The 19,843-nt window shown below is 61.2% G+C and carries 19 protein-coding genes, 1 tRNA gene, 2 pseudogenes and 1 riboswitch; of the genes and pseudogenes, 17 read left to right on the forward strand and 5 right to left on the reverse strand.

Annotation, left to right across the window (positions count from 1 at the left end; all coding sequences use genetic code 11):
• Window positions 1-17: 17 nt before the first annotated feature.
• From SNL23_RS00130 to SNL23_RS00145, 4 genes are all read left to right on the forward strand, one after another.
• Complete coding sequence (locus SNL23_RS00130; RefSeq protein ID WP_167662759.1) at window positions 18-1,004, forward strand: Bug family tripartite tricarboxylate transporter substrate binding protein; 987 nt, start codon at window positions 18-20, stop codon at window positions 1,002-1,004.
• Window positions 1,005-1,134: 130 nt separating this feature from the next.
• Window positions 1,135-1,593 carry a tripartite tricarboxylate transporter TctB family protein gene (locus SNL23_RS00135; protein WP_076015943.1) on the forward strand — a complete coding sequence of 153 codons (459 nt, stop codon included), beginning with the start codon at window positions 1,135-1,137 and terminating at the stop codon, window positions 1,591-1,593.
• 1 nt (window position 1,594) lies between these two features.
• Window positions 1,595-3,109 (forward strand): tripartite tricarboxylate transporter permease, encoded by a 1,515-nt coding sequence (locus tag SNL23_RS00140; RefSeq protein WP_318301274.1) that lies wholly within the window; start codon window positions 1,595-1,597, stop codon window positions 3,107-3,109.
• On the forward strand, window positions 3,102-4,139 hold the full coding sequence (locus SNL23_RS00145) for an AbrB family transcriptional regulator (protein WP_076015945.1): 1,038 nt from the start codon (window positions 3,102-3,104) through the stop codon (window positions 4,137-4,139). The genes SNL23_RS00140 and SNL23_RS00145 overlap by 8 nt, the downstream gene beginning before the upstream one ends.
• 139 nt (window positions 4,140-4,278) lie before the next feature.
• Here SNL23_RS00145 and ung read toward each other — a convergent pair whose 3' ends face one another.
• Complete coding sequence (gene ung / locus SNL23_RS00150) at window positions 4,279-4,971, reverse strand: uracil-DNA glycosylase (protein WP_167662762.1); 693 nt, start codon at window positions 4,969-4,971, stop codon at window positions 4,279-4,281.
• Between the two features lie 132 nt (window positions 4,972-5,103).
• Between ung and SNL23_RS00155 the strand changes: the two genes are divergently transcribed.
• Entirely contained in the window at window positions 5,104-6,216 is a 1,113-nt protein-coding gene (locus tag SNL23_RS00155; protein WP_318301275.1) for an enoyl-CoA hydratase/isomerase family protein, read from the forward strand.
• A gap of 10 nt (window positions 6,217-6,226) precedes the next feature.
• Here SNL23_RS00155 and SNL23_RS00160 read toward each other — a convergent pair whose 3' ends face one another.
• Both SNL23_RS00160 and SNL23_RS00165 read right to left on the reverse strand, forming a co-directional pair.
• On the reverse strand, window positions 6,227-6,661 hold the full coding sequence (locus SNL23_RS00160) for a DUF3757 domain-containing protein (protein WP_076015948.1): 435 nt from the start codon (window positions 6,659-6,661) through the stop codon (window positions 6,227-6,229).
• A gap of 159 nt (window positions 6,662-6,820) precedes the next feature.
• A complete protein-coding gene (locus SNL23_RS00165) occupies window positions 6,821-7,174 on the reverse strand; it encodes a hypothetical protein (protein ID WP_167662763.1) in 354 nt (117 codons plus the stop codon).
• A 302-nt stretch (window positions 7,175-7,476) separates the two neighbouring features.
• Window positions 7,477-7,577, forward strand: a riboswitch (guanidine-I (ykkC/yxkD leader).
• Between the two features lie 61 nt (window positions 7,578-7,638).
• On the opposite strand from SNL23_RS00165, the gene SNL23_RS00170 reads away from it, so the two are divergent.
• The 10 genes from SNL23_RS00170 (at window position 7,639) to SNL23_RS00215 (ending at window position 17,972) form a co-directional block, all read left to right on the forward strand.
• Window positions 7,639-8,706 carry a putative urea ABC transporter substrate-binding protein gene (locus tag SNL23_RS00170; RefSeq protein WP_318301276.1) on the forward strand — a complete coding sequence of 356 codons (1,068 nt, stop codon included), beginning with the start codon at window positions 7,639-7,641 and terminating at the stop codon, window positions 8,704-8,706.
• A gap of 12 nt (window positions 8,707-8,718) precedes the next feature.
• Window positions 8,719-9,534: an ABC transporter permease gene (locus SNL23_RS00175; protein ID WP_017479272.1), complete on the forward strand. Its 816-nt coding sequence runs from the start codon at window positions 8,719-8,721 to the stop codon at window positions 9,532-9,534.
• Complete coding sequence (locus SNL23_RS00180; RefSeq protein ID WP_076015951.1) at window positions 9,531-10,295, forward strand: ABC transporter ATP-binding protein; 765 nt, start codon at window positions 9,531-9,533, stop codon at window positions 10,293-10,295. The genes SNL23_RS00175 and SNL23_RS00180 overlap by 4 nt, the downstream gene beginning before the upstream one ends.
• Window positions 10,292-11,017, forward strand: coding sequence for an urea amidolyase associated protein UAAP1 (locus SNL23_RS00185; RefSeq protein ID WP_318301277.1), 726 nt, complete (start codon window positions 10,292-10,294; stop codon window positions 11,015-11,017). Before SNL23_RS00180 ends, SNL23_RS00185 begins: the two co-directional genes overlap by 4 nt.
• Window positions 11,018-11,026: 9 nt before the next feature.
• Entirely contained in the window at window positions 11,027-11,659 is a 633-nt protein-coding gene (locus SNL23_RS00190; RefSeq protein WP_318301278.1) for an urea amidolyase associated protein UAAP2, read from the forward strand.
• A 304-nt stretch (window positions 11,660-11,963) separates the two neighbouring features.
• Window positions 11,964-15,593, forward strand: a complete 3,630-nt coding sequence (uca, locus tag SNL23_RS00195; RefSeq protein ID WP_318301279.1) for an urea carboxylase — start codon at window positions 11,964-11,966, stop codon at window positions 15,591-15,593.
• Between the two features lie 73 nt (window positions 15,594-15,666).
• Window positions 15,667-15,879, forward strand: a complete 213-nt coding sequence (locus SNL23_RS00200; RefSeq protein WP_076015955.1) for a cysteine-rich CWC family protein — start codon at window positions 15,667-15,669, stop codon at window positions 15,877-15,879.
• Window positions 15,879-16,571, forward strand: a complete 693-nt coding sequence (locus tag SNL23_RS00205; protein WP_318301280.1) for a pseudouridine synthase — start codon at window positions 15,879-15,881, stop codon at window positions 16,569-16,571. The genes SNL23_RS00200 and SNL23_RS00205 overlap by 1 nt, the downstream gene beginning before the upstream one ends.
• A gap of 305 nt (window positions 16,572-16,876) precedes the next feature.
• On the forward strand, window positions 16,877-17,761 hold the full coding sequence (locus SNL23_RS00210; protein WP_318301281.1) for an alpha/beta fold hydrolase: 885 nt from the start codon (window positions 16,877-16,879) through the stop codon (window positions 17,759-17,761).
• Window positions 17,762-17,898: 137 nt separating this feature from the next.
• Window positions 17,899-17,972: transfer RNA gene (locus SNL23_RS00215), tRNA-Gly, on the forward strand.
• 107 nt (window positions 17,973-18,079) lie between these two features.
• Here SNL23_RS00215 and SNL23_RS00220 read toward each other — a convergent pair.
• Together SNL23_RS00220 and SNL23_RS00225 are read right to left on the reverse strand one after the other, a co-directional pair.
• Window positions 18,080-18,529 (reverse strand): GNAT family N-acetyltransferase, encoded by a 450-nt coding sequence (locus SNL23_RS00220; protein ID WP_318301282.1) that lies wholly within the window; start codon window positions 18,527-18,529, stop codon window positions 18,080-18,082.
• An 80-nt stretch (window positions 18,530-18,609) separates the two neighbouring features.
• Complete coding sequence (locus SNL23_RS00225) at window positions 18,610-18,849, reverse strand: DUF6124 family protein (protein WP_167662767.1); 240 nt, start codon at window positions 18,847-18,849, stop codon at window positions 18,610-18,612.
• Window positions 18,850-19,288: 439 nt separating this feature from the next.
• On the opposite strand from SNL23_RS00225, the pseudogene SNL23_RS00230 reads away from it, so the two are divergent.
• Both SNL23_RS00230 and SNL23_RS00235 read left to right on the forward strand, forming a co-directional pair.
• Window positions 19,289-19,429: pseudogene (locus SNL23_RS00230) on the forward strand (addiction module antidote protein); the annotation flags it as partial.
• A gap of 38 nt (window positions 19,430-19,467) precedes the next feature.
• Window positions 19,468-19,656 (forward strand): annotated as a pseudogene (locus SNL23_RS00235) (BrnA antitoxin family protein); the annotation flags it as partial.
• Between the last annotated feature and the right edge of the window lie 187 nt (window positions 19,657-19,843).

The following is a 19,843-nucleotide window of genomic DNA, read 5'->3' on the forward strand; positions in this document are numbered from 1 at the left end:
TAACAACAACGATGGAGATGAACATGACCCTTTCACTGCGTAAATTTGCCCTGACGGCCAGCTGCATGCTGTTCGCCAGCCAATTGATGGCCGCCGAACCCAAGCGCCCGGAATGCATCGCCCCGGCGTCCCCGGGCGGTGGTTTTGACCTGACCTGCAAACTGGCGCAAAGCGCGCTGGTCAACCAGAAGCTGCTGAGCAAGCCGATGCGTGTGACCTACATGCCTGGCGGCGTGGGCGCGGTGGCCTATAACGCCGTCGTGGCCCAGCGCCCGGGCGACGCCGGCACGTTGGTGGCGTGGTCCAGCGGCTCGCTGCTGAACCTGGCCCAGGGCAAGTTTGGCCGTTTCGATGAAAGCGCCGTGCGCTGGCTGGCCGCCGTTGGCACCAGCTACGGTGCCATCGCGGTGAAAAACGATTCGCCCTACAAAAACCTCGACGATCTGGTCAAGGCCCTGAAGAAAGATCCGGGCAGCGTAGTCATCGGTTCCGGCGGCACCGTCGGCAGCCAGGACTGGATGCAAACCGCACTGATCGCCAAGGCCGCCGGGATCAACCCGCGTGACCTGCGTTATGTGGCACTGGAAGGCGGCGGTGAAATCGCCACCGCGTTGCTCGGCGGCCACATCCAGGTAGGCAGCACCGACATCTCCGACTCCATGCCGCACATCCTCAGCGGCGACATGCGCCTGCTGGCAGTGTTCTCCGACGAGCGCCTGGACGAGCCGGAAATGAAGAACATTCCGACCGCCAAGGAACAAGGCTACGACATCGTCTGGCCGGTGGTACGCGGCTTCTACCTCGGGCCAAAAGTCAGCGACGAAGACTACGCCTGGTGGAAAGACGCCTTCGACAAACTGCTGGCTTCCGACGAGTTCGCCAAGCTGCGTGACCAGCGCGAGCTGTTCCCGTTCGCCATGACCGGCCCGGAGCTGGACACCTACGTGAAGAAACAGGTAGCCGACTACAAAGTACTGGCCAAAGAGTTCGGCCTGATCCAGTAATCGCCCCTCTGTGGGAGCGGGCTTGCTCGCGAAAAACTTCAACGATGACGCGTGCCGCCTGTATAAACGCGACGTCCTGGCGTTCTTCGTGAGCAAGCTCGCGCCTACAAGAGTCTCCAAGGAGTTCCCCATGCTCTTACAACGCATTTTCGCCTCAGTGATGTTGTTGGTCTGCGCCGGCCTCGCACTGATGGCCTGGCCGTATCAGGCGTCGTTTTCCTACGAGCCGGTAGGGCCTCGAGCCTACCCGCTGTTGATGCTCGGGCTGATGGGCCTGGGTTTGCTCTACATGCTGTTTCGCCCACAGCCCACCAAGCACACTGAAGAAGAACCGGCACTGGACCGCGAAACCCTGATCAAGATCGGCGCGTGCGTCGCGCTGTTGCTGGTGTTTGCCGGCACCTTCGAATCCCTGGGTTTCATCCTCAGCAGCATGCTGATCGGCATTCCGATGGCCCGCTTGTATGGCGGCCGCTGGAAGCCCAGCGTGGTGATCGTGACCTTGATGAGCATCGGTCTTTACCTGTTGTTCGACAAAGCCATGGATGTACCGCTGCCGCTCGGCCTGCTTGAAGTTCTGGAGAACTGATATGGATACGTTCAGCTATTTGGGCCAGGGCTTCGGCGTTGCACTGACCCCTTACAACCTGATCACCGCACTGTGCGGCACCTTGATCGGCACCGTCGTTGGCCTGTTGCCGGGCCTCGGGCCGATCAACGGCGTGGCGCTGTTGATCCCCATCGCCTTTGCCCTCGGGCTGCCGCCTGAGTCGGCATTGATCCTGCTGGCCGCCGTGTACCTGGGCTGCGAATACGGCGGGCGCATCAGCTCGATCCTGCTGAACATCCCGGGTGAAGCCTCCACCGTGATGACCACCCTCGACGGCTACCCGATGGCCCGCAAAGGCCTGGCGGGCGTGGCCTTGTCACTTTCGGCATGGAGTTCGTTCATCGGTGCGTTTATCGCCACCTGCGGCATGGTGCTATTCGCCCCGCTGCTGGCCAAATGGGCGATTGCCTTCGGCCCGGCGGAATATTTCGTACTGATGGTGTTTGCCATCGTCTGCCTGGGCGGCATGGCCGGTGACAAACCGCTGAAGACCTTTGTCGCGGCGTTGATCGGCCTGTTTCTGTCTGCGGTGGGTATCGATGCCAACAGCGGTGTGTACCGCTTCACCGGCGATAACATCCATCTGACCGACGGCATTCAATTCGTGGTGCTGGTGCTGGGCCTGTTCTCCATCAGCGAAATCCTGCTGCTGCTGGAAAAAACCCACCGCGGCCAAGAAGCCGTGAAAGCCACCGGACGGATGATGTTCAACCTGAAGGAAGCTTCCTCGGTATTCGTCGTGAATATTCGCTGCGGCCTGCTGGGTTTCATCATGGGTGTACTGCCGGGCGCGGGTGCAACACTGGCTTCCGCGGTGGCCTACATGACCGAAAAACGCCTGGCCGGTGCCAGCGGTAAATTCGGCCAGGGTGACATGCGCGGCCTGGCAGCGCCGGAAACCGCGATCGGTGCTTCCGCCTGCGGCGCCCTGGTGCCGATGCTGACCCTCGGCGTACCTGGTTCGGGCACCACGGCGGTGATGATCGGCGCGCTGTCGCTTTACAACATCACCCCCGGCCCGCTGCTGTTCCAACAGCAACCAGACATCGTCTGGGGCCTGATCGCCTCGTTGTTTGTCGCCAACATCATGCTGGTGATCCTCAACATCCCGATGATCCGCATCTTCACCCGCATCCTCGCCGTGCCGAACTGGGCGCTGGTGCCGGTGATCGCCATCATTACCGCGATCGGCGTGTACGCGGTTCACGCCACCACTTTCGACCTGTTCCTGATGGTCGGCATCGGCATCTTCGGCTATATCCTACGCAAGCTGGACTTCCCGCTGTCGCCGGTACTGCTGGGCTTTATCCTCGGCGGTTTGATGGAGCAGAACCTGCGTCGTGCGCTGTCGATTTCCAACGGTGAGTTGCAGATCCTCTGGTCGAGCCCGATCACCTTCGGCGTCTGGGTCCTGACCGCGTTGATGCTGTTGTTCCCGCTCCTGCGCATCTGGCGCAAGCGTGCCTTGCAGCGTCGCGCCGTGGCCGATGTCTGAGGCCACGTTTAAAAACTGGTGGGCGACACCGCTGGTCGGTCTGCTGGGCGGGTACCTCGCCAGCCAGGTCGGCTGGCCACTGCCTTACATGGTCGGCTCGTTGCTGGCGATCATCCTCGTGCGCTGCCTCACACCCTGGCAGTTGGCAGAAATTCCCGGCGGCCGCAAATGCGGCCAATGGGTGGTGGGCATCGGCATCGGCCTGCACTTCACCCCGGTGGTGATGGAGCAGGTGATGAGCCACTTCGGCCTGATCTTTTTCGGCGCGCTGGTCACCAGCCTCTCCAGTATTGTGGGGGTGTGGTTGATGCGGCGTAGCGGTGAAGACCGCGCCACGGCGTTTTTCTCGAGCATGCCGGGTGGGTCGGGGGAGATGGTCAACCTTGGCGCACGCAATGGCGCGGTGCTCAGCCGTGTCGCGGCGGGCCAGAGTTTGCGGGTGTTGGTGGTGGTGCTGTGTGTGCCGGCGGCGTTCAAGTACTTGCTCGGCGAAGGTGCTCCGCAGTTTCATCCCGCGACCGTCGATTGGGCCTGGCTGGCGGTGCTGTTTCCCGTCGGTGCTTTGGTGGCTTGGGGTTGGCAGCGTTTGCGTCAGCCAAACCCGTGGCTGTTCGGACCGCTGCTGGTCAGTGCCGCCGTCAGTATCACCTGGGACCTGCACATCGGCCTGCCCGATGGAGGTAGCCAGATCGGCCAGTGGCTGATCGGCAGCGGCCTGGGCTGCCACTTCAACCGGCAGTTCTTCCGGCGCGCGCCATTGTTCATGGGGCGTACCTTGATCGGTACCGCATTGACCATGTTGATCGCGACGCTGGCGGCGGTGGGTTTGAGTGCCTTGACGCATCTGGATCTGCGCTCACTGACACTGGGCATGATGCCCGGCGGGATCGCCGAGATGAGCCTGACGGCGGAAACCCTGCAACTGTCGGTGCCGTTGGTGACGGCGATGCAGGTGATGCGCTTGTTGTTTGTGTTGTTTCTGGCGGAGCCGTTGTTTCGGCACTGGAACCGGCAACCGGAAAAGCTTTGAAGCCATAACCCCGTTCAAATGTGGGAGCTGTCGAGCTTTAGCGAGGCTGCGATAGCGGTGGGTCAGGCAACATTAATGTTGACTGTGCCGCCGTCTCGCAGCCTCGCTAAAGCTCGACAGCTCCTACATTGGATCTATGTCACACCGGCGGCAATCGCCACTCGATCGGCGTTTCGCCATTCTGCTCAAGAAACTTGTTGGTGCGGCTGAAATGCCCGCAGCCAATAAACCCTCGATACGCCGACAGCGGCGACGGATGCACCGACGTCAGCACCAGGTGCTTGGTGGCGTCGATCAGCTTCTGCTTGCCCTGCGCATGGGCGCCCCAGAGCAAGAACACCAGATGCGGCTGGTGCGCGCTGACAATTTCGATAATCCGGTCGGTAAAGAACTGCCAGCCCTTGCCCGCATGGGCGTTGGCATTCGCGCGCTCCACGGTCATGGTGGTGTTGATCATCAGCACGCCCTGGTCAGCCCAGCTTTGCAGGTAGCCGTGATTGGGGATGTCGATGTTCAGGTCGCGCTTGAGTTCTTTATAGATATTGACCAGCGACGGCGGCGCCGGCACGCCCGGTTGCACCGAAAAGCACAGGCCATGGGCCTGGCCAGGGCCGTGGTACGGGTCCTGACCGAGGATCACCACCTTGACCTTGTCCAGCGGCGTTGAGTTGAGCGCGTTGAAGATCATCGGGCCCGGCGGGTAGATCTCCTTGCCGGCCGCGTGCTCCTGGCGCAGGAATTCACGGAGCTGGGCCATGTACGGCTGGTCGAACTCGTCACGCAGGGCGTGTTTCCAGCTGGGTTCGAGTTTGATACGGTCGTCGGTGGTCATGGTTGCATCCAGAAAAAACAATGGTGCGAACCCTAGGAAAGCCCACCCTGCTTGTCAATTGATCTGACGCAGAACCGGCACTTTCCCGTGAAGCGATCATACTGAACCTTCACTTTCTCGATTGAGGTCATGATGAACCTGCACTTCGAAGAGCTGATTGGCACCGACGGCGCCCGCATTGGCATCGCCAGCCTGGACGCGGAAAAAACCCTCAACGCCCTGTCGTTGCCGATGATCCTGGCCCTGAGCGAGCGCCTGGATGCCTGGGCCAAAGACCCGCAAATCGTCTGCGTGCTGCTGCGCGGCAATGGCCCCAAGGCGTTTTGCGCCGGCGGCGAAGTACGCAGCCTGGCCCAGGCCTGCCGTGAACATCCCGGGGAAGTACCGGCGCTGGCCGCGCAATTTTTCGCCGCTGAATACCGTCTCGACTACCGCCTGCACACCTACCCGAAACCGCTGATCTGCTGGGGTCACGGCTATGTGCTGGGCGGCGGCATGGGCTTGCTGCAAAGTGCCGCGGTGCGCATCGTCACCCCGAGCAGCCGCCTGGCCATGCCGGAAATCAGCATCGGCCTGTACCCGGACGTGGGCGCCAGTTGGTTCCTGTCCCGCCTGCCCGGCAAGTTGGGTTTGTTCCTCGGCCTGACCGGCGCCCACATGAATGGCCGCGACGCCCTGGACCTGGGCCTGGCTGACCGTTTTCTGCTGGATGAGCAACAAGACGAGCTGCTCGAAGGCCTGCTGCAACTGAACTGGCAGGAACAGACCGACATGCAGCTCAATAGCCTGCTCAAGGCCCTGGCCCAGGAAGCCACCGGTCAGTTGCCTGACGCCCAATGGCTGCCGCGCCGGGCGCAGATCGACGAGTGGCTGGACGTCGGCGATGTGCGCTGCGCGTGGCGTGCCTTGAGCCAGTTGCGCGACCACGCCGACCCGCTGTTCAGCCGCGCTGGCAAGACCCTGAGCGAAGGCTGCCCGCTGACCGCGCAACTGGTGTGGGAGCAGATCCATCGTGCGCGGCACCTGTCCCTGGCTCAGGTGTTCCAGATGGAATACACCTTGAGCCTGAACTGCTGCCGTCACCCGGAATTCAGCGAAGGCGTGCGGGCGCGGTTGATCGACAAGGACCAACGGCCCCACTGGCATTGGCCGGACATCAACTTGATCCCCGAGGCCGTGGTGCAGGCGCACTTCCACAAGGTGTGGGAAGGGCGGCATCCGCTGGCGGACTTGTCTGACTATTGAGTGAGCGCCGTCAGCGCTTTGCTGCCTCGAAAGTGAAGGCGCAGTTATCGGGCTGACGGTCGTCGCACTGGAAGGTGGGTTGCCCGAAAACATCGGTGCCCGGATGCCAGTGCGTGGTTTCTGCCAGTGACATCGTCCCCCCGCCCTTGGCCGGGCCGTACCTCAAGGCGACCGTATTGCCCCTCACCGTTTTGTACACGCACTTTTCCAGGTAGCCATGCTTGCGCTCATCCGACTCCCTCGGAATAAAAATCGCGCCCACAAAGGTTTCCAAAAGGTCCTGGCCGTTCATTGCCTGGCTTATCCATGGAGACTCTTTGTCAGTTCCCTGAAAATGGCCATCAACGTACCGTACGGCACTCGGGTAAGGACAGCCTTGCGCCGCCGCCAACGTGCTGAAGCCTGAAAGAACAAAACAGAACAAGTAAAGCGGGCCGACTCGCATGGTATGGGCTCCGTCAGTCGATGCAGGAAACGACACGCCAGATAGCGTCCGCTCCCAATTAACTACAGTCTCAGCCCATAGAATAGCTGTCAAATATGACAGTACCGACCAGCGGTCAGCAAAAACGGCGCCTGAGCGCCGTTTTTCCAATTAATACGATCAGCGATGCCCGCCACGGCCTCCACCGTGACCGCCACCCTGGCCACGTCCGCCACCATTACCCCAGTGGCCGTTGCCCCAACCCTGGTTTGGGTAAGGCCGGTAACCGGCTCGCGGCCCCGCGGGGTAATAGCGAGGCGCCGGCTGGTAATAACGCGGCGACGGGTAATAGCGTTGCGGTGGCGGGTAGTAACCCTGACGGTAATGGTAGTAGGGTCCGCCGCCGTAGTAATACGACGGCGCAGGCGCCGTGTAGACCTCGGAACCGTAGTACGCCTGGCCGCCACCGTAATAAGGCGCGCACGCAGAAAGGGTCAAGCCGAACAAAGCGATAAGAAGCAGTCGACGATACATGGCGGCCTCCTGGACCGCGGAAGAGCACACCCAGCGACGCTGGGGGGCGGCAAACAGCTTTCACTGCCTGACGAAATATCTGACATCAAAATCGGAATCTGGTGCGATTCAGACATAGATTGATACATCTGCTCACCGCCTCATTGCAGTGCAACCTTGCACCAGCACAACGCACCTTCAGCGCGCCCTGCGCCCTCCTCCTCTCGCCAACCCGCGCCGCTACTACGCCCATGCCACTTGGCACGACTCTCGCTTTACCTCTCCCGTGCAAGAGTCATCACAGGTTCGCGGCACCACAATTTGCAATGGCTGACTAGGGTTCCGGCTCGCTAAGGCGAGTGGCTGGTCCGAGAGTTGGCGACCTCCAGTTGAGGTTACACGGCGGGATAAAAGCCCGGGAGACAAGCCACCGTTTACGGTGCCGCGTTGCTCCTGCTCGCCCTTGATCAACTGGAGAAGCATCCATGCCCTCGATACGTTTACCCGCCCTGCTCGCCGCCGCCTTCGCCGCCGTGGTGAGCTTTTCCGCCCAAGCCGCCCCCAAAGACCATTTCAGCGTGTGCTGGACGATTTATGCCGGCTGGATGCCGTGGGAGTACGCCGGCAGCCAAGGCATCCTCGACAAGTGGGCCAAGAAGTACGGCATCAAGATCGACATGGTGCAGCTCAACGACTACGTCGAGTCCATCAACCAGTACACCGCCGGCCAGTTCGACGGCTGCACCATGACCAACATGGACGCCCTGACCATCCCCGCCGCCGGTGGCGTGGACAGCACCGCGCTGGTGGTCAGCGACTTCTCCAACGGCAACGATGGCGTGGTCATCAAGGGCGAAGGCAAGACCGTTGCCGACCTCAAGGGCATGAACGTCAACCTGGTGGAACTCTCCGTGTCCCACTACCTGCTGGCCCGCGCCCTGGAGTCAGCCGGCCTCACCGAAAAAGACCTGAAAGTGGTCAACACATCCGACGCCGACATCGCCGCCGCCTTCAACACCGACCAGGTCAAGGCCGTCACCACCTGGAACCCGATGCTCTCGGAGATAAAAGCCAAGCCCGGCGTCACTGAAGTGTTCGACTCCAGCAAAGTGCCCGGCGAAATCATGGACATGATGGTGGTCAACACCCAAACCCTCAAAGACAACCCCAAGCTGGGCAAAGCACTCACCGGCGCCTGGTTTGAAGTGGTCGCGCTGATGAACGCAAAAAATGCCGCCAGCACCGACGCCCTGGAACACATGGCCAAGGCTTCCGGCACCGACCTCAAGGGCTTCCAGTCGCAACTGGACACCACCAAGCTGTTCGCTACGCCCAAGGAAGCCCTGGCCTTCGCTACCAGTGCGCAGTTGCCCGCCACCATGGGCAAGGTCGCCGAGTTCTCGTTTAAACACGGCCTGCTCGGTGAAGGTGCCAAAGACACCAACGCCGTGGGCATGAGCTTCGCCAACGGCGTGACCTGCGGCGACACCGCCAACCTCAAGCTGCATTTCGACCCCAGCTACGTACAGATGGCCGCCGACGGCACGCTGTAAGAGGACCCGGCCATGCGCCTGATCAACCGTCACCCGGAACGCTCCAGTCGCCTGCTGTTGGTGCTGCTGCCCTTCGCTTTGTTGCTGTTCGCCTACTTCGTGGGCTCGGCCGAGCGCCTGGCAGACAACCCCAACGACAAGCTGCTGCCCAGCGCCGCACAAATGGGCGACGCGGTGAAACGCCTGGCCTTCAGTGCCGACGCGCGCACCGGTGAATATGTGCTGTGGCAAGACAGCGCCTCAAGCCTGCGTCGCCTGGCGATCGGCCTCGGTATCAGCGCCCTCGCCGGCCTGTGCCTGGGCATCGCTGCCGGGACCTTGCCGTTGTTTGGCGCACCGTTGTCGCCGTTACTGACGGTGCTGTCGATGGTGCCGCCGCTGGCGATCCTGCCGATCCTGTTCATCGTGTTCGGGCTGGGGGAATTGTCGAAAGTGATGCTGATCGTGATCGGCATCACCCCGGCCCTGGCGCGGGACCTGGAACAGCGGGCGCGGGAAATTCCCGTCGAGTTACTGGTGAAAGCGCAGACCCTCGGCGCCTCGACCTGGACCCTGATGCTGCGGGTGGTGCTGCCGCAGTTGCTGCCGCGCTTGCTGATCTCCCTGCGCTTGATGCTGGGCTCGGCGTGGCTGTTCCTGATCGCGGCCGAAGCCATCGCCTCCACCGACGGTTTGGGCTACCGGATCTTCCTGGTGCGCCGCTACCTGGCGATGGACGTGATCCTGCCCTACGTGGTGTGGATCACCCTGCTCGCCTGGCTGATGGACTGGGGCCTCAAGGCCCTGACCCGGCGTGCGTTCCCCTGGTACGAAGGAGCGCGGGCATGAGTTTTATCAGCGTCAACAATGTGTGGCAGCGCTATGGCGACCAGGTGGTGTTGGAGCGCCTGAACCTGCACGTGGCCGAAGGCGAATTCTGCACGTTGGTCGGCACCTCGGGTTGCGGCAAATCGACCTTCCTGCGCCTGTTGCTGGGGCAGGAAACCGCCAGCCATGGCGAGATCCTGCTGGACGGTAAACCTCTGGCCGCCGAACCCGACGCCAGCCGTGGCGTGGTGTTCCAGCGCTACTCGGTGTTCCCGCATCTGACGGTGCTGAACAACGTTGCGCTGGGCCTTGAACTGCCGCGCTCGCCGTTGCTCGGGCGCCTGTTTGGCACTGCGAAAAAACACGCTCGGGAACAGGCGGCGGCCCTGCTGCACAAAGTCGGTTTGGGCCATGCCCTGGACAAGTACCCGGCACAGCTTTCCGGCGGCATGCAACAGCGGCTGGCCATCGCCCAGGCGCTGATCATGAAGCCCCGCGTGCTGCTGCTGGACGAACCCTTCGGCGCCCTCGACCCGGGCATTCGCAAAGACATGCACTTGCTGTTGCTGGAGCTGTGGCGCGAAACCAGGCTGACGGTGTTCATGGTCACCCACGACCTGAGCGAAGGCTTCAGCCTCGGCACCCGCTTGCTGGTGTTCGACAAGGTGCGCCTCGACCCGCACGCCCCCGGCGCTTACGGCGCCCGCATCACCTACGACATCCCTTTGAACAGCGAGCGCCGCAAGGCGATCGCCGCCGAACTTGGAGCCACTTCCAAATGACCGACTCGACTCAATTGTTCCCACCCTTCGCCGAGGAAATGCTCCCCGGCGGCGGCCACCGCTCCTTTGTGCTCAAGCGCGGCCAGCTGCTGCGCCTCACCGACATTCGCGGCGGGGCCAACGTCAGCCTGACCCTGCTCAACGCCAATGAAAAAACCGAGCGCCTGAACCTGCCCGACAGCCTCAAATGCCAACACACCGCCAAGCTCACCAGCGGCCATTGCCTGTACTCGGACATGGGCCGCGTACTGGCCGCAATCACCGCCGACACCTGCGGCTGGAGTGACAGCATCGGTGGCGTGTTATGCGCCTCCGAAGTCGCGGAAAAATATGGCCAGGGCCGCTATCAAGAGCTGCGCAACGGCTTCTACCGCAACGGCACCGACAACCTGCTGGTGGAGTTAGGCAAGTGGGGCCTGGGGCTGTCCGACCTGCTGATGACCCTCAACCTGTTCAGCAAAATCACCGTGGATGATGTCGGCACGCTGCACTTCGCCGAAGGCCATTCCAAGGCCGGCGACTACATCGAACTCTACGCACCGATGGACACGCTGGTGGTGCTCACCGCCCTGCAACACCCCATGGACCCCAATCCCGAATACGCGCCGCAGCCGCTGAAACTCAGCTGGATGAACGCCGACCCCAGCGTCGCCGAACACTGCCGCACCTCGCGCCCGGAAAACGAGCGCGGCTTTATCAATACTGACCGTCTGTTCGCCTGAGGACCTGCCATGTCTATCGCACTCGCCAACCAACCGGACGCGGCCGTGTACCGCGCGACCATCCCTGCCGGCGAACCCTGGCTGATGGAAGTCAAGGCCGGCCAGACCCTGCGCATCCTTGACCTTGAAGGCAACCAGGCGGTCGACACGTTGTTCTACAGCCTGAAAAACCCCAAGGAACGCTACGACGTGCAGCGCACCTTGCGCCGGCAAAACAGCGTGTACCTGAGCACCGGCAGCGTGCTGTATTCCAACCTCGGCCAGCCGATGCTGACCATCGTCGACGACACCTGCGGGCGCCACGACACCCTCGGCGGCGCCTGCGCCCAAGAGAGCAACACCGTGCGCTACGCCCTGGAAAAACGCTACATGCACAGCTGCCGCGACAACTACCTGAGGGCCTGCGCCCACGATGGTCGGCTGGGTAAAAGCGACATTGGGCCGAACATCAATTTCTTCATGAATGTGCCGGTGACCGCCGATGGCGGGCTGACGTTTGAAGACGGTATTTCCGCCCCCGGCAAATACGTCGACCTGCGGGCCGAGATGGACGTGATCGTACTGATCTCCAACTGCCCGCAACTGAACAACCCGTGCAACGGCTACAACCCCACCCCGGCGGAGTTACTGGTATGGAACTGAAAATGAAGCGGTTGCGTCAGTGGTTGTTCGCCCTGTGCCAGGCGCGAGCCGGGCAGTGCCTCAAAAAGCGCTAAGGATCAAATGTGGGAGCGGGCTTGTGTGGGAGCGGGCTTGCTCGCGAAAGCGGCGTATCAGGCGACTGATGTATTGACTGAACCACCGCATTCGCGAGCAAGCCCGCTCCCACACTCGACCTCCCACACTGACTGCATGCGCTCCGGACGACCGTAGCGCCATCCACATTTGCGGGACGGCCCGCATCCCAGGACAAGGCCGGACATGCATCGGCCTGCGGGGTTTTGCCATGTTCGAAAAACTGTTGATCGCCAACCGTGGCGCCATCGCCTGCCGCATCCTGCGCACCTTGCGTGAGCTTTCGGTCAAGGGCGTGGCGGTGTATTCCGAAGCCGATGCCGCCAGCCTGCACATCCAGCAAGCCGACGAGGCCTACAGCCTGGGCGAAGGCGCGGCGGCCGGCACCTATTTGTCGGTCGAGAAAATCCTCGCCACGGCCAAGGCTTGTGGCGCCACCGCGATCCATCCCGGTTATGGCTTTCTTTCGGAAAACGCCGCCTTCGCCGAAGCCTGCGAAACAGCGGGCATCGCCTTCGTCGGCCCGACGCCAGAGCAGCTGCGAGTGTTCGGCCTCAAGCACACCGCGCGCGCGTTGGCCAGGCAGCACAACATCCCGCTGCTGGAAGGCACCGAACTGCTCAATAGCCTCGACGCTGCGTTACTGGCCGGGGAAACCGTGGGCTATCCGATCATGCTTAAAAGCACGGCGGGCGGTGGCGGGATCGGCATGCGCGTATGCAACAACGCCGATGAATTGCGCGACTGTTTCGAAGCGGTCAAACGCCTGGGCCAGAACAACTTCAGCGACGCCGGTGTATTTATCGAAAAATACATCCAGCACGCCCGGCACTTGGAAGTACAGGTGTTTGGTGATGGGTGTGGCGAGGTGATTGCTCTCGGTGTGCGCGATTGTTCGGTGCAGCGGCGCAACCAGAAAGTGCTCGAGGAAACCCCTGCGCCGAACTTGCCCGACGGGATGGCGGATGAGCTGTGCCACGCCGCAATCACCCTGACCAAGGCCGTGAATTATCGCAGCGCCGGCACCGTGGAATTTATCTTTGATAGCGCCGACGGCCGCTTCTATTTTCTGGAAGTGAACACCCGATTGCAGGTGGAACACGGCGTCACCGAGCAAGTGTGGGGCGTGGACTTGGTGCGCTGGATGGTGCAACTGGCCGCCGGCGAAATGCCGCCGCTGCGGGATCTGGAATTGAAGCCTCACGGCCACGCGATTCAGGCGCGCCTGTACGCCGAAGATCCGGGACGGGATTTTCAGCCGAGCCCGGGGCTTCTGACCTGCGTGGATTTTCCGGTCGCTGAAGGCCTGCGTGTCGACACCTGGGTGGAGGCCGGTTGCGAGATCCCGCCCTACTTCGACCCGATGATCGCCAAGCTCATCACCTGGGCGCCGACCCGCGAACAGGCGCGCCTGGATCTGCATCAAGCCCTGACCAGCAGCCAGCTGTACGGCGTGGAAACCAATCGCGATTACTTGCGCCAGATCCTGCTCGCCGCGCCGTTCGCCAGTGGCCGGCCGTGGACGCGCTGCCTTGAGGATTTGGTCTACCGCGCAGACACGTTTGAGGTACTCAGCGCCGGGACACTAACCAGTGTCCAGGACTATCCGGGGCGCCTCGGTTACTGGGCCGTGGGCGTGCCGCCGTCAGGGCCGATGGACAGTCGCGCACTGCGTCTGGGTAACCGCTTGCTGGGCAATGCCGAAGGTACTGCCGCGCTGGAAATCACCATGAGCGGGCCAATGCTGCGCTTCAATTGCGCGGCAGTGGTGGCGGTGACCGGGGCGGACATTGCGCTGCGGTTGAATGATGAAGCGGTGCCGATGAACACTGCGCTGCTGGTGCCGGCGGGTGCGACCTTGAGCCTGGGCACCATCGCCGGCGCCGGCGCGCGCAGCTACCTTTGCCTGCGCGGCGGGCTGCAGGTTCCGGATTATCTGGGCAGCAAAAGTACCTTCACCCTTGGACAGTTTGGCGGGCATGGCGGGCGGGCGTTACGGGCGGGTGACGTGTTGCATTTGTTGCCGTTGGAAGATGTCAGTTGCGGCAACACGTTAGCGCCTGAACCGCTTGCCGAGGTGCGAACACTGCGGGTGATCTACGGCCCTCACGGCGCGCCGGAATACTTCAAGCCTGAGTACATCGAGACGTTCTTCGCCACTCAGTGGGAAGTGCATTTCAACTCCAGCCGCACCGGCGTGAGGTTGATCGGGCCAAAGCCATTGTGGGCGCGTACGGATGGGGGTGAAGCGGGACTGCATCCGTCCAACATTCACGACAATCCGTATGCGATTGGCGCGGTGGATTTTACCGGGGATATGCCGGTGATCCTCGGCCCCGACGGCCCGAGCCTGGGTGGGTTTGTGTGCCCGGTGACGGTGATCGAGGCGGACTTGTGGCAGTTGGGCCAGCTCAAGGCGGGTGACAAAATCCGCTTCACTCCGGTCGACATCAGGACTGCCCGAAACCTGGCCCTGAAATGGGATCAAGTGTGGGAGCCGGGCTTGCTCGCGATGCAGGCAACTCGGTCCGACAGGCAAACCGAGGCGATGCTTTCGCGAGCAAGCCCGCTCCCACATTTGATTGAGTCGCCTGTTGTTCTGGACATCGGCCAAGCCGACACCCGCCTGGTCGCCCGCCTCGCCGGCGACACCCACCTGCTCCTGGAAATCGGCGCCCCGGAGCTCGACCTGGTCCTGCGCTTTCGCGCCCACGCCCTGATGCAAGCCTTCGAAACCCGAGCCCTGCACGGCGTCATCGACCTGACACCCGGCATCCGTTCCCTGCAAATCCACTACCAGCCCGAACAACTGCCCCTCGCCGACCTCCTGGCGTTGATCACCACCGAATGGCACGCCGTCTGTGCCAGCCAAAACCTGCAAGTGCCGTCGCGCATCGTCCACCTGCCACTCTCCTGGGACGACCCCGCCTGCCAATTGGCCATCGAAAAATACATGACCACCGTGCGCAAGGACGCCCCGTGGTGCCCAAGCAACCTGGAGTTCATCCGCCGCATCAACGACCTGGCCAACCTCGACGAAGTGCGCCACACCGTGTTTGACGCGAGCTACCTGGTGATGGGCCTGGGCGACGTCTACCTCGGCGCGCCCGTGGCCACGCCGCTGGACCCGCGCCACCGCCTGGTCACCACCAAGTACAACCCGGCACGCACCTGGACCGCCGAAAACTCCGTGGGCATCGGCGGCGCCTACCTGTGCGTGTACGGCATGGAAGGCCCCGGCGGCTATCAGTTCGTCGGGCGCACCTTGCAGATGTGGAACCGCTACCGCGAAGTCGCGGCGTTCGATGGCAAACCGTGGTTGCTGCGCTTCTTCGACCAGATCCGCTTTTACCCAGTGAGTGCGGATGAGTTGGTGCAGATCCGCCGGGATTTCCCCCTTGGGCGGTTTGAACTGAGCATCGAACACAGCCAGTTGAACCTGACGGATTACCAGGCCTTTCTCGCGCAGGAAGCCGAGAGCATTGGCGAGTTTCGCGGGCAACAGCAGCGCGCGTTCAACGCCGAACGCGAACGCTGGATCGCCAGCGGCCAGGCGCATTTCGACAGCGAAGAACTCGCAGCACCCTTGGGCGAAGACACGCCGTTGCAGGCCAACGAATACAGCATCGACAGCCACATCGCCGGCAATCTCTGGCAAGTACAGGTGAGCGCTGGCGAACACGTGGCGGCGGGTGATGTGCTGGTGATCCTGGAGTCGATGAAAATGGAAATCCCGGTGCTCGCACCGTTTGCCGGCACTGTCAGGGAAATCCCTGTGCAACCGGGCAGCGGCATTGGCGCCGGGCAACGGGTGGTCGTGCTGGAGCGTGATTTGCAATAACGCCTCGGGGCTGTATCGTGCAAGGCACACCGGGTTTCACCGGGACCTTGTCCGATACAGCCTGAACCGACCGATGACCACGCCAACCCTCTGCCCCGCCTGCGGCGCCCGCAACGATTGCGCCCTGGCCGACCCACGCACTGCCGACCAAGCCTGCTGGTGCTACAGCGTCAGCATCGACCCTGCGGTGCTTGAAGCCTTGCCGCCGGAACTGCGCAATAAAGCCTGCCTGTGCCCGCGCTGTGCCCAGGTGGACGAGCAACTGCGCGGCGCCGAGCCCACGTAATGCGTGTCGACCGTTTCCTCAGCAACCTGCCCCGTTTCAACCGCAAGCAAGTACGCCTGTTGCTGGTGGAGCGGCGGATCACCGTCGACGGCCAGACAGTCAGCGACCCGCATCACCCGGTGAGCGAGTTCAGCCGTGTGCTGCTGGATGGCGAAGTGCTGCAAGCGGGCAAACCCGCGCGCTACTTCATGCTGCACAAACCCCAGGGTTGCGTGAGCGCCACCGCCGACCCGCAACACCCCACCGTGCTTGACCTGCTGGACGAACCGGACAAGCACGAGCTGCACATCGCCGGCCGCCTGGATTTCAACACCACCGGCCTGCTGCTGATCACCAACGACGGCCAGTGGTCGCGCCGCCTGACCCAGCCGCAAACCAAATTGCCGAAGGTCTACTACGTCGAGACCGAGCAAAACATTGGCCCGGAATACGCAGCCACCTTTGCCGCCGGCCTGTACTTCGCGTTTGAAGACCTCACCACGCAACCAGCAGAACTTGAGGTACTGGGCCCCAGAACGGCGCGCCTGAGCATCATTGAAGGGCGTTATCACCAGGTGAAGCGCATGTTCGGGCACTTCGACAACAAAGTGACCCGCCTGCACCGCGAGCGCATGGGGCCTTTGGAATTGGACTCAGCCCTTGCCCCAGGCCAGTACCGGGCGCTTACGGACGCTGAAATCCAACAGGTCTGATGACCGTTCAGCCGATGATGGCAAAAAACCACGCCATCGACTGGCGAACTGGCATCCCTGATGCTTGAATCAACCGAGCCAGCCGCAAACTGACTGGCGAGTCACCCCTACCTACAAGAAACACTTTGCCCGTCCGCACGCTTGATCTGCGGGCATCTCACGGCAAAATGCCCGCCATAACAACACCCGTCGGCCAGCCAGCACCGGATCGACATGGGCCCTCACTTCCAGGCGTATGCCTACCTGTCACAAAGCTCGTGCAGAGTGATCTGCGCGCATTACCCGCTTGCCAGGAGTCTTACGACATGAGGCCAGAAATCGCTGTGCTGGATATACAGGGTCAGTATCGGGTTTACACGGAGTTCTATCGCGCGGACGCAGCTGCCAAGACCATCATCCTGGTCAACGGCTCAATGGCCACCACTGCGTCTTTCGCCCAGACCGTGAAAAGCCTGCATCCGACGTTCAACGTGGTTTTGTACGATCAGCCCTACGCCGGCCGCTCAAAAATCCACAACCGCCACGAGCATATGCTGACGAAAGAAGTCGAGGGCCAGATCCTTCTGGAACTCATCGACCACTTCGCCGCCGAACACGTGCTGTCCTTTTCCTGGGGCGGCGCCGCGACCCTCGTCGCCCTCGCCCACCGCCCGCGCCGTGTGGAAAAGGCCGTGATCAGCTCGTTTTCCCCGGTGATCAACGCACCGATGCGCGACTACCTGGAGCGCGGCGTCGACTACCTCGGCAGCCTCGACCGCGACCGCGTGGGCAACCTGGTCAACAGCACCATCGGCAAACACCTGCCGTCGCTGTTCAAACGCTTCAACTACAAACACGTGAGCAGCCTGGCCGAGCATGAGTATGGGCAGATGCACTTTCACATCAGCCACGTGCTCAACAGCGACCGGCTGTGCTACCTCAAGGCGGCGAAGCAGATTGATATACCGGTATTGTTTTTGAACGGTGAATGGGACGAGTACACCAGTGCCCAGGATGCCAAGCTGTTTGGGCAACATATTGCGAAAAGCAGCTTCGGCACGATTCAAGCGACCGGGCACTTTCTGGATATGGAGCACAAGGCCGCGTGCCGGGATAGCCGAGAGGCGTTGATGGGTTTTCTGAGGCCGGAGCAGCAACCGAGCCGGTTGCGGTATCACGCGCCACAGCCACAGCATGCGTTTGCCGTATGAGCGGTGGGGTTGTGGGTGGGCTGGATTTTCCAGGGGATCCGCCTGCCCACGACCGACCGTCGGCACGTAAAACACAGAATTTTCGAAGAAAAACTTCAAATCCGCGAGCACATCTGGTACAAAGTCAGCCGCTCTGAGCGGGTATAGTTTAGTGGTAGAACGAAAGCTTCCCAAGCTTTAGATGAGGGTTCGATTCCCTCTACCCGCTCCACTCAGATTTTGGTCCAGCGTCAGGATGGTTTTGACGGGGGATGTGTAAAAAAAAACCGGTCCTTGGTGGCCGGTTTTTTTATGCTCGAAATTTGAGAGGGCTGCCGATCACCGAATAACCTTGAAATAGACAAGCTCCGGATCATCCTCATCCAGATTCTCAATAACGCCACTGCGCAAGAATCCAGCCTTGGACATGAGTTGCTGTGAAGCGACGTTTGAGCGGTTCGTTGAGGTGAAGAGCTTGTCCGTTTTACACGCGGATTCGGTGGCAACAAGCAGCAGAAGCGCGATACCTTTGCGCTGATGTGCAGGAGAGATAACCACCAGTGAAACAAAGCCATTCCCGAAGAAATCGTGGGTAAGTACGAGATAACCGACGACGCTGCCTGACTCTACTGCAACCAGGCATTGACGCCTCTCAACGGCCTCGCGAATAAGCTCGCCACGGCTGACATTCGATTTCGCGAAAGCGTCGAGTTCAACCATTGCACTCACGTCTTCAAGCGTTGCCTCTCGGATGAACGGGGCTATTTTGGTTTCGCTGTTCCAGGTCATCGGTGCGGACTCCCAACACATCAAAATCGGCTGCCCTTCCCTTGGTATGTGCGGCCTGGAAGGGAAAGCCTGTTACAAATTCAAGAAACGCAATCCACGCGGTCCTGCACGGCTTCTACCAGCAAAAGCCCCAACTCAATCATTTGCTGAATCGCCAAGGCCAGACAGCGATGCTCGTCTGGCAGGTTATCGGCAAATTCGTTGGTCATTGCGCCAGCGCCAGCAATGGTTTCGTAGGCGTTGGCGAGCAATGCATCGGTACCGATTTCGGGACGTACGCTGAATATTCTTACGGGTGAATTATACGACTCAGTACACATCTGTTGATCCTCAAGAAGGACCACCACCCAGTCTTACGGAAATTAGGGTGGCAGCTGTACGCAGGTTAGTAGACCGGGAAGTTTCAGAACCGGCGCGCCCGAAGACGCCCTGCGCACAGCTACCATTAGGCACAGGCAATAAAATGCCTGACCGACAGAACAGCCGTACGCCAAAACTTCACAGGGCTACTAAACCCGACCGCTGATGGGCAGCGGCTGACGAACCTTAAAGAGGTCGCCCAAGGCGTACAACCGGGACGATTCTGATGGTTGTGTAGGCAAAGCCGCAAGATTCATCACTGCTTGCTCGCCCAAATAAGCCGGCAATCTCTGGCAACAAGAAAGCAGCCGCTAGCATTTGAACTAGCCACCTCACTCAGATCATTCTCCGGAACCTCATCGCACCAACGGGTGAGAAACCAGCCACGAAGAATTGATCATGAACCAAACACTTACGGCATTTGATATGACGACACTGCTGGACACTGACGAAGCCATCAACGAGTACGTTTCTCAGGTTTTGGCTGACGGCGACAATGGGGAATTTCTCAGAGCGGTCAGCTACGTGACCGAGACTCGCAAAAAAGCAGAAACCTTCCATATTTCCAAGTTTGAACCATGAAAGACGCATACGATTTCAGCACCGGCAAACGTGGTGCCATCGCCAGCAAAGTGGGCAAGGAGCAGATAACGATCATGCTGGATGAAGCAGTGATTGAAGCTATCCGCAAACGCGCTGAAAGCTCTGGGACCGGAAATCAAACGGTGATCAACACCCTTCTGCGGCAAGCACTAATTCCTCTGGATGGGCAGTGATTTTTAGTGGCACTCAGGCAAGGCCATCGCAGCCTCGCCAAAGCTCGACAACTCCCACATTAGAGCGGTGTCGCTCCCAAATTTGGAATGCACTCCCTGTGGGAGCCGGGCTTGCCCGCGATGCAGGCGGCGCGGTCTGCCAGGTACACCGCAGCGATCCCATCGCAGCCTCGCCAAG

Origin of the sequence: Pseudomonas sp. SED1, from assembly GCF_034044025.1 — a bacterium.
Lineage (GTDB): Bacteria > Pseudomonadota > Gammaproteobacteria > Pseudomonadales > Pseudomonadaceae > Aquipseudomonas.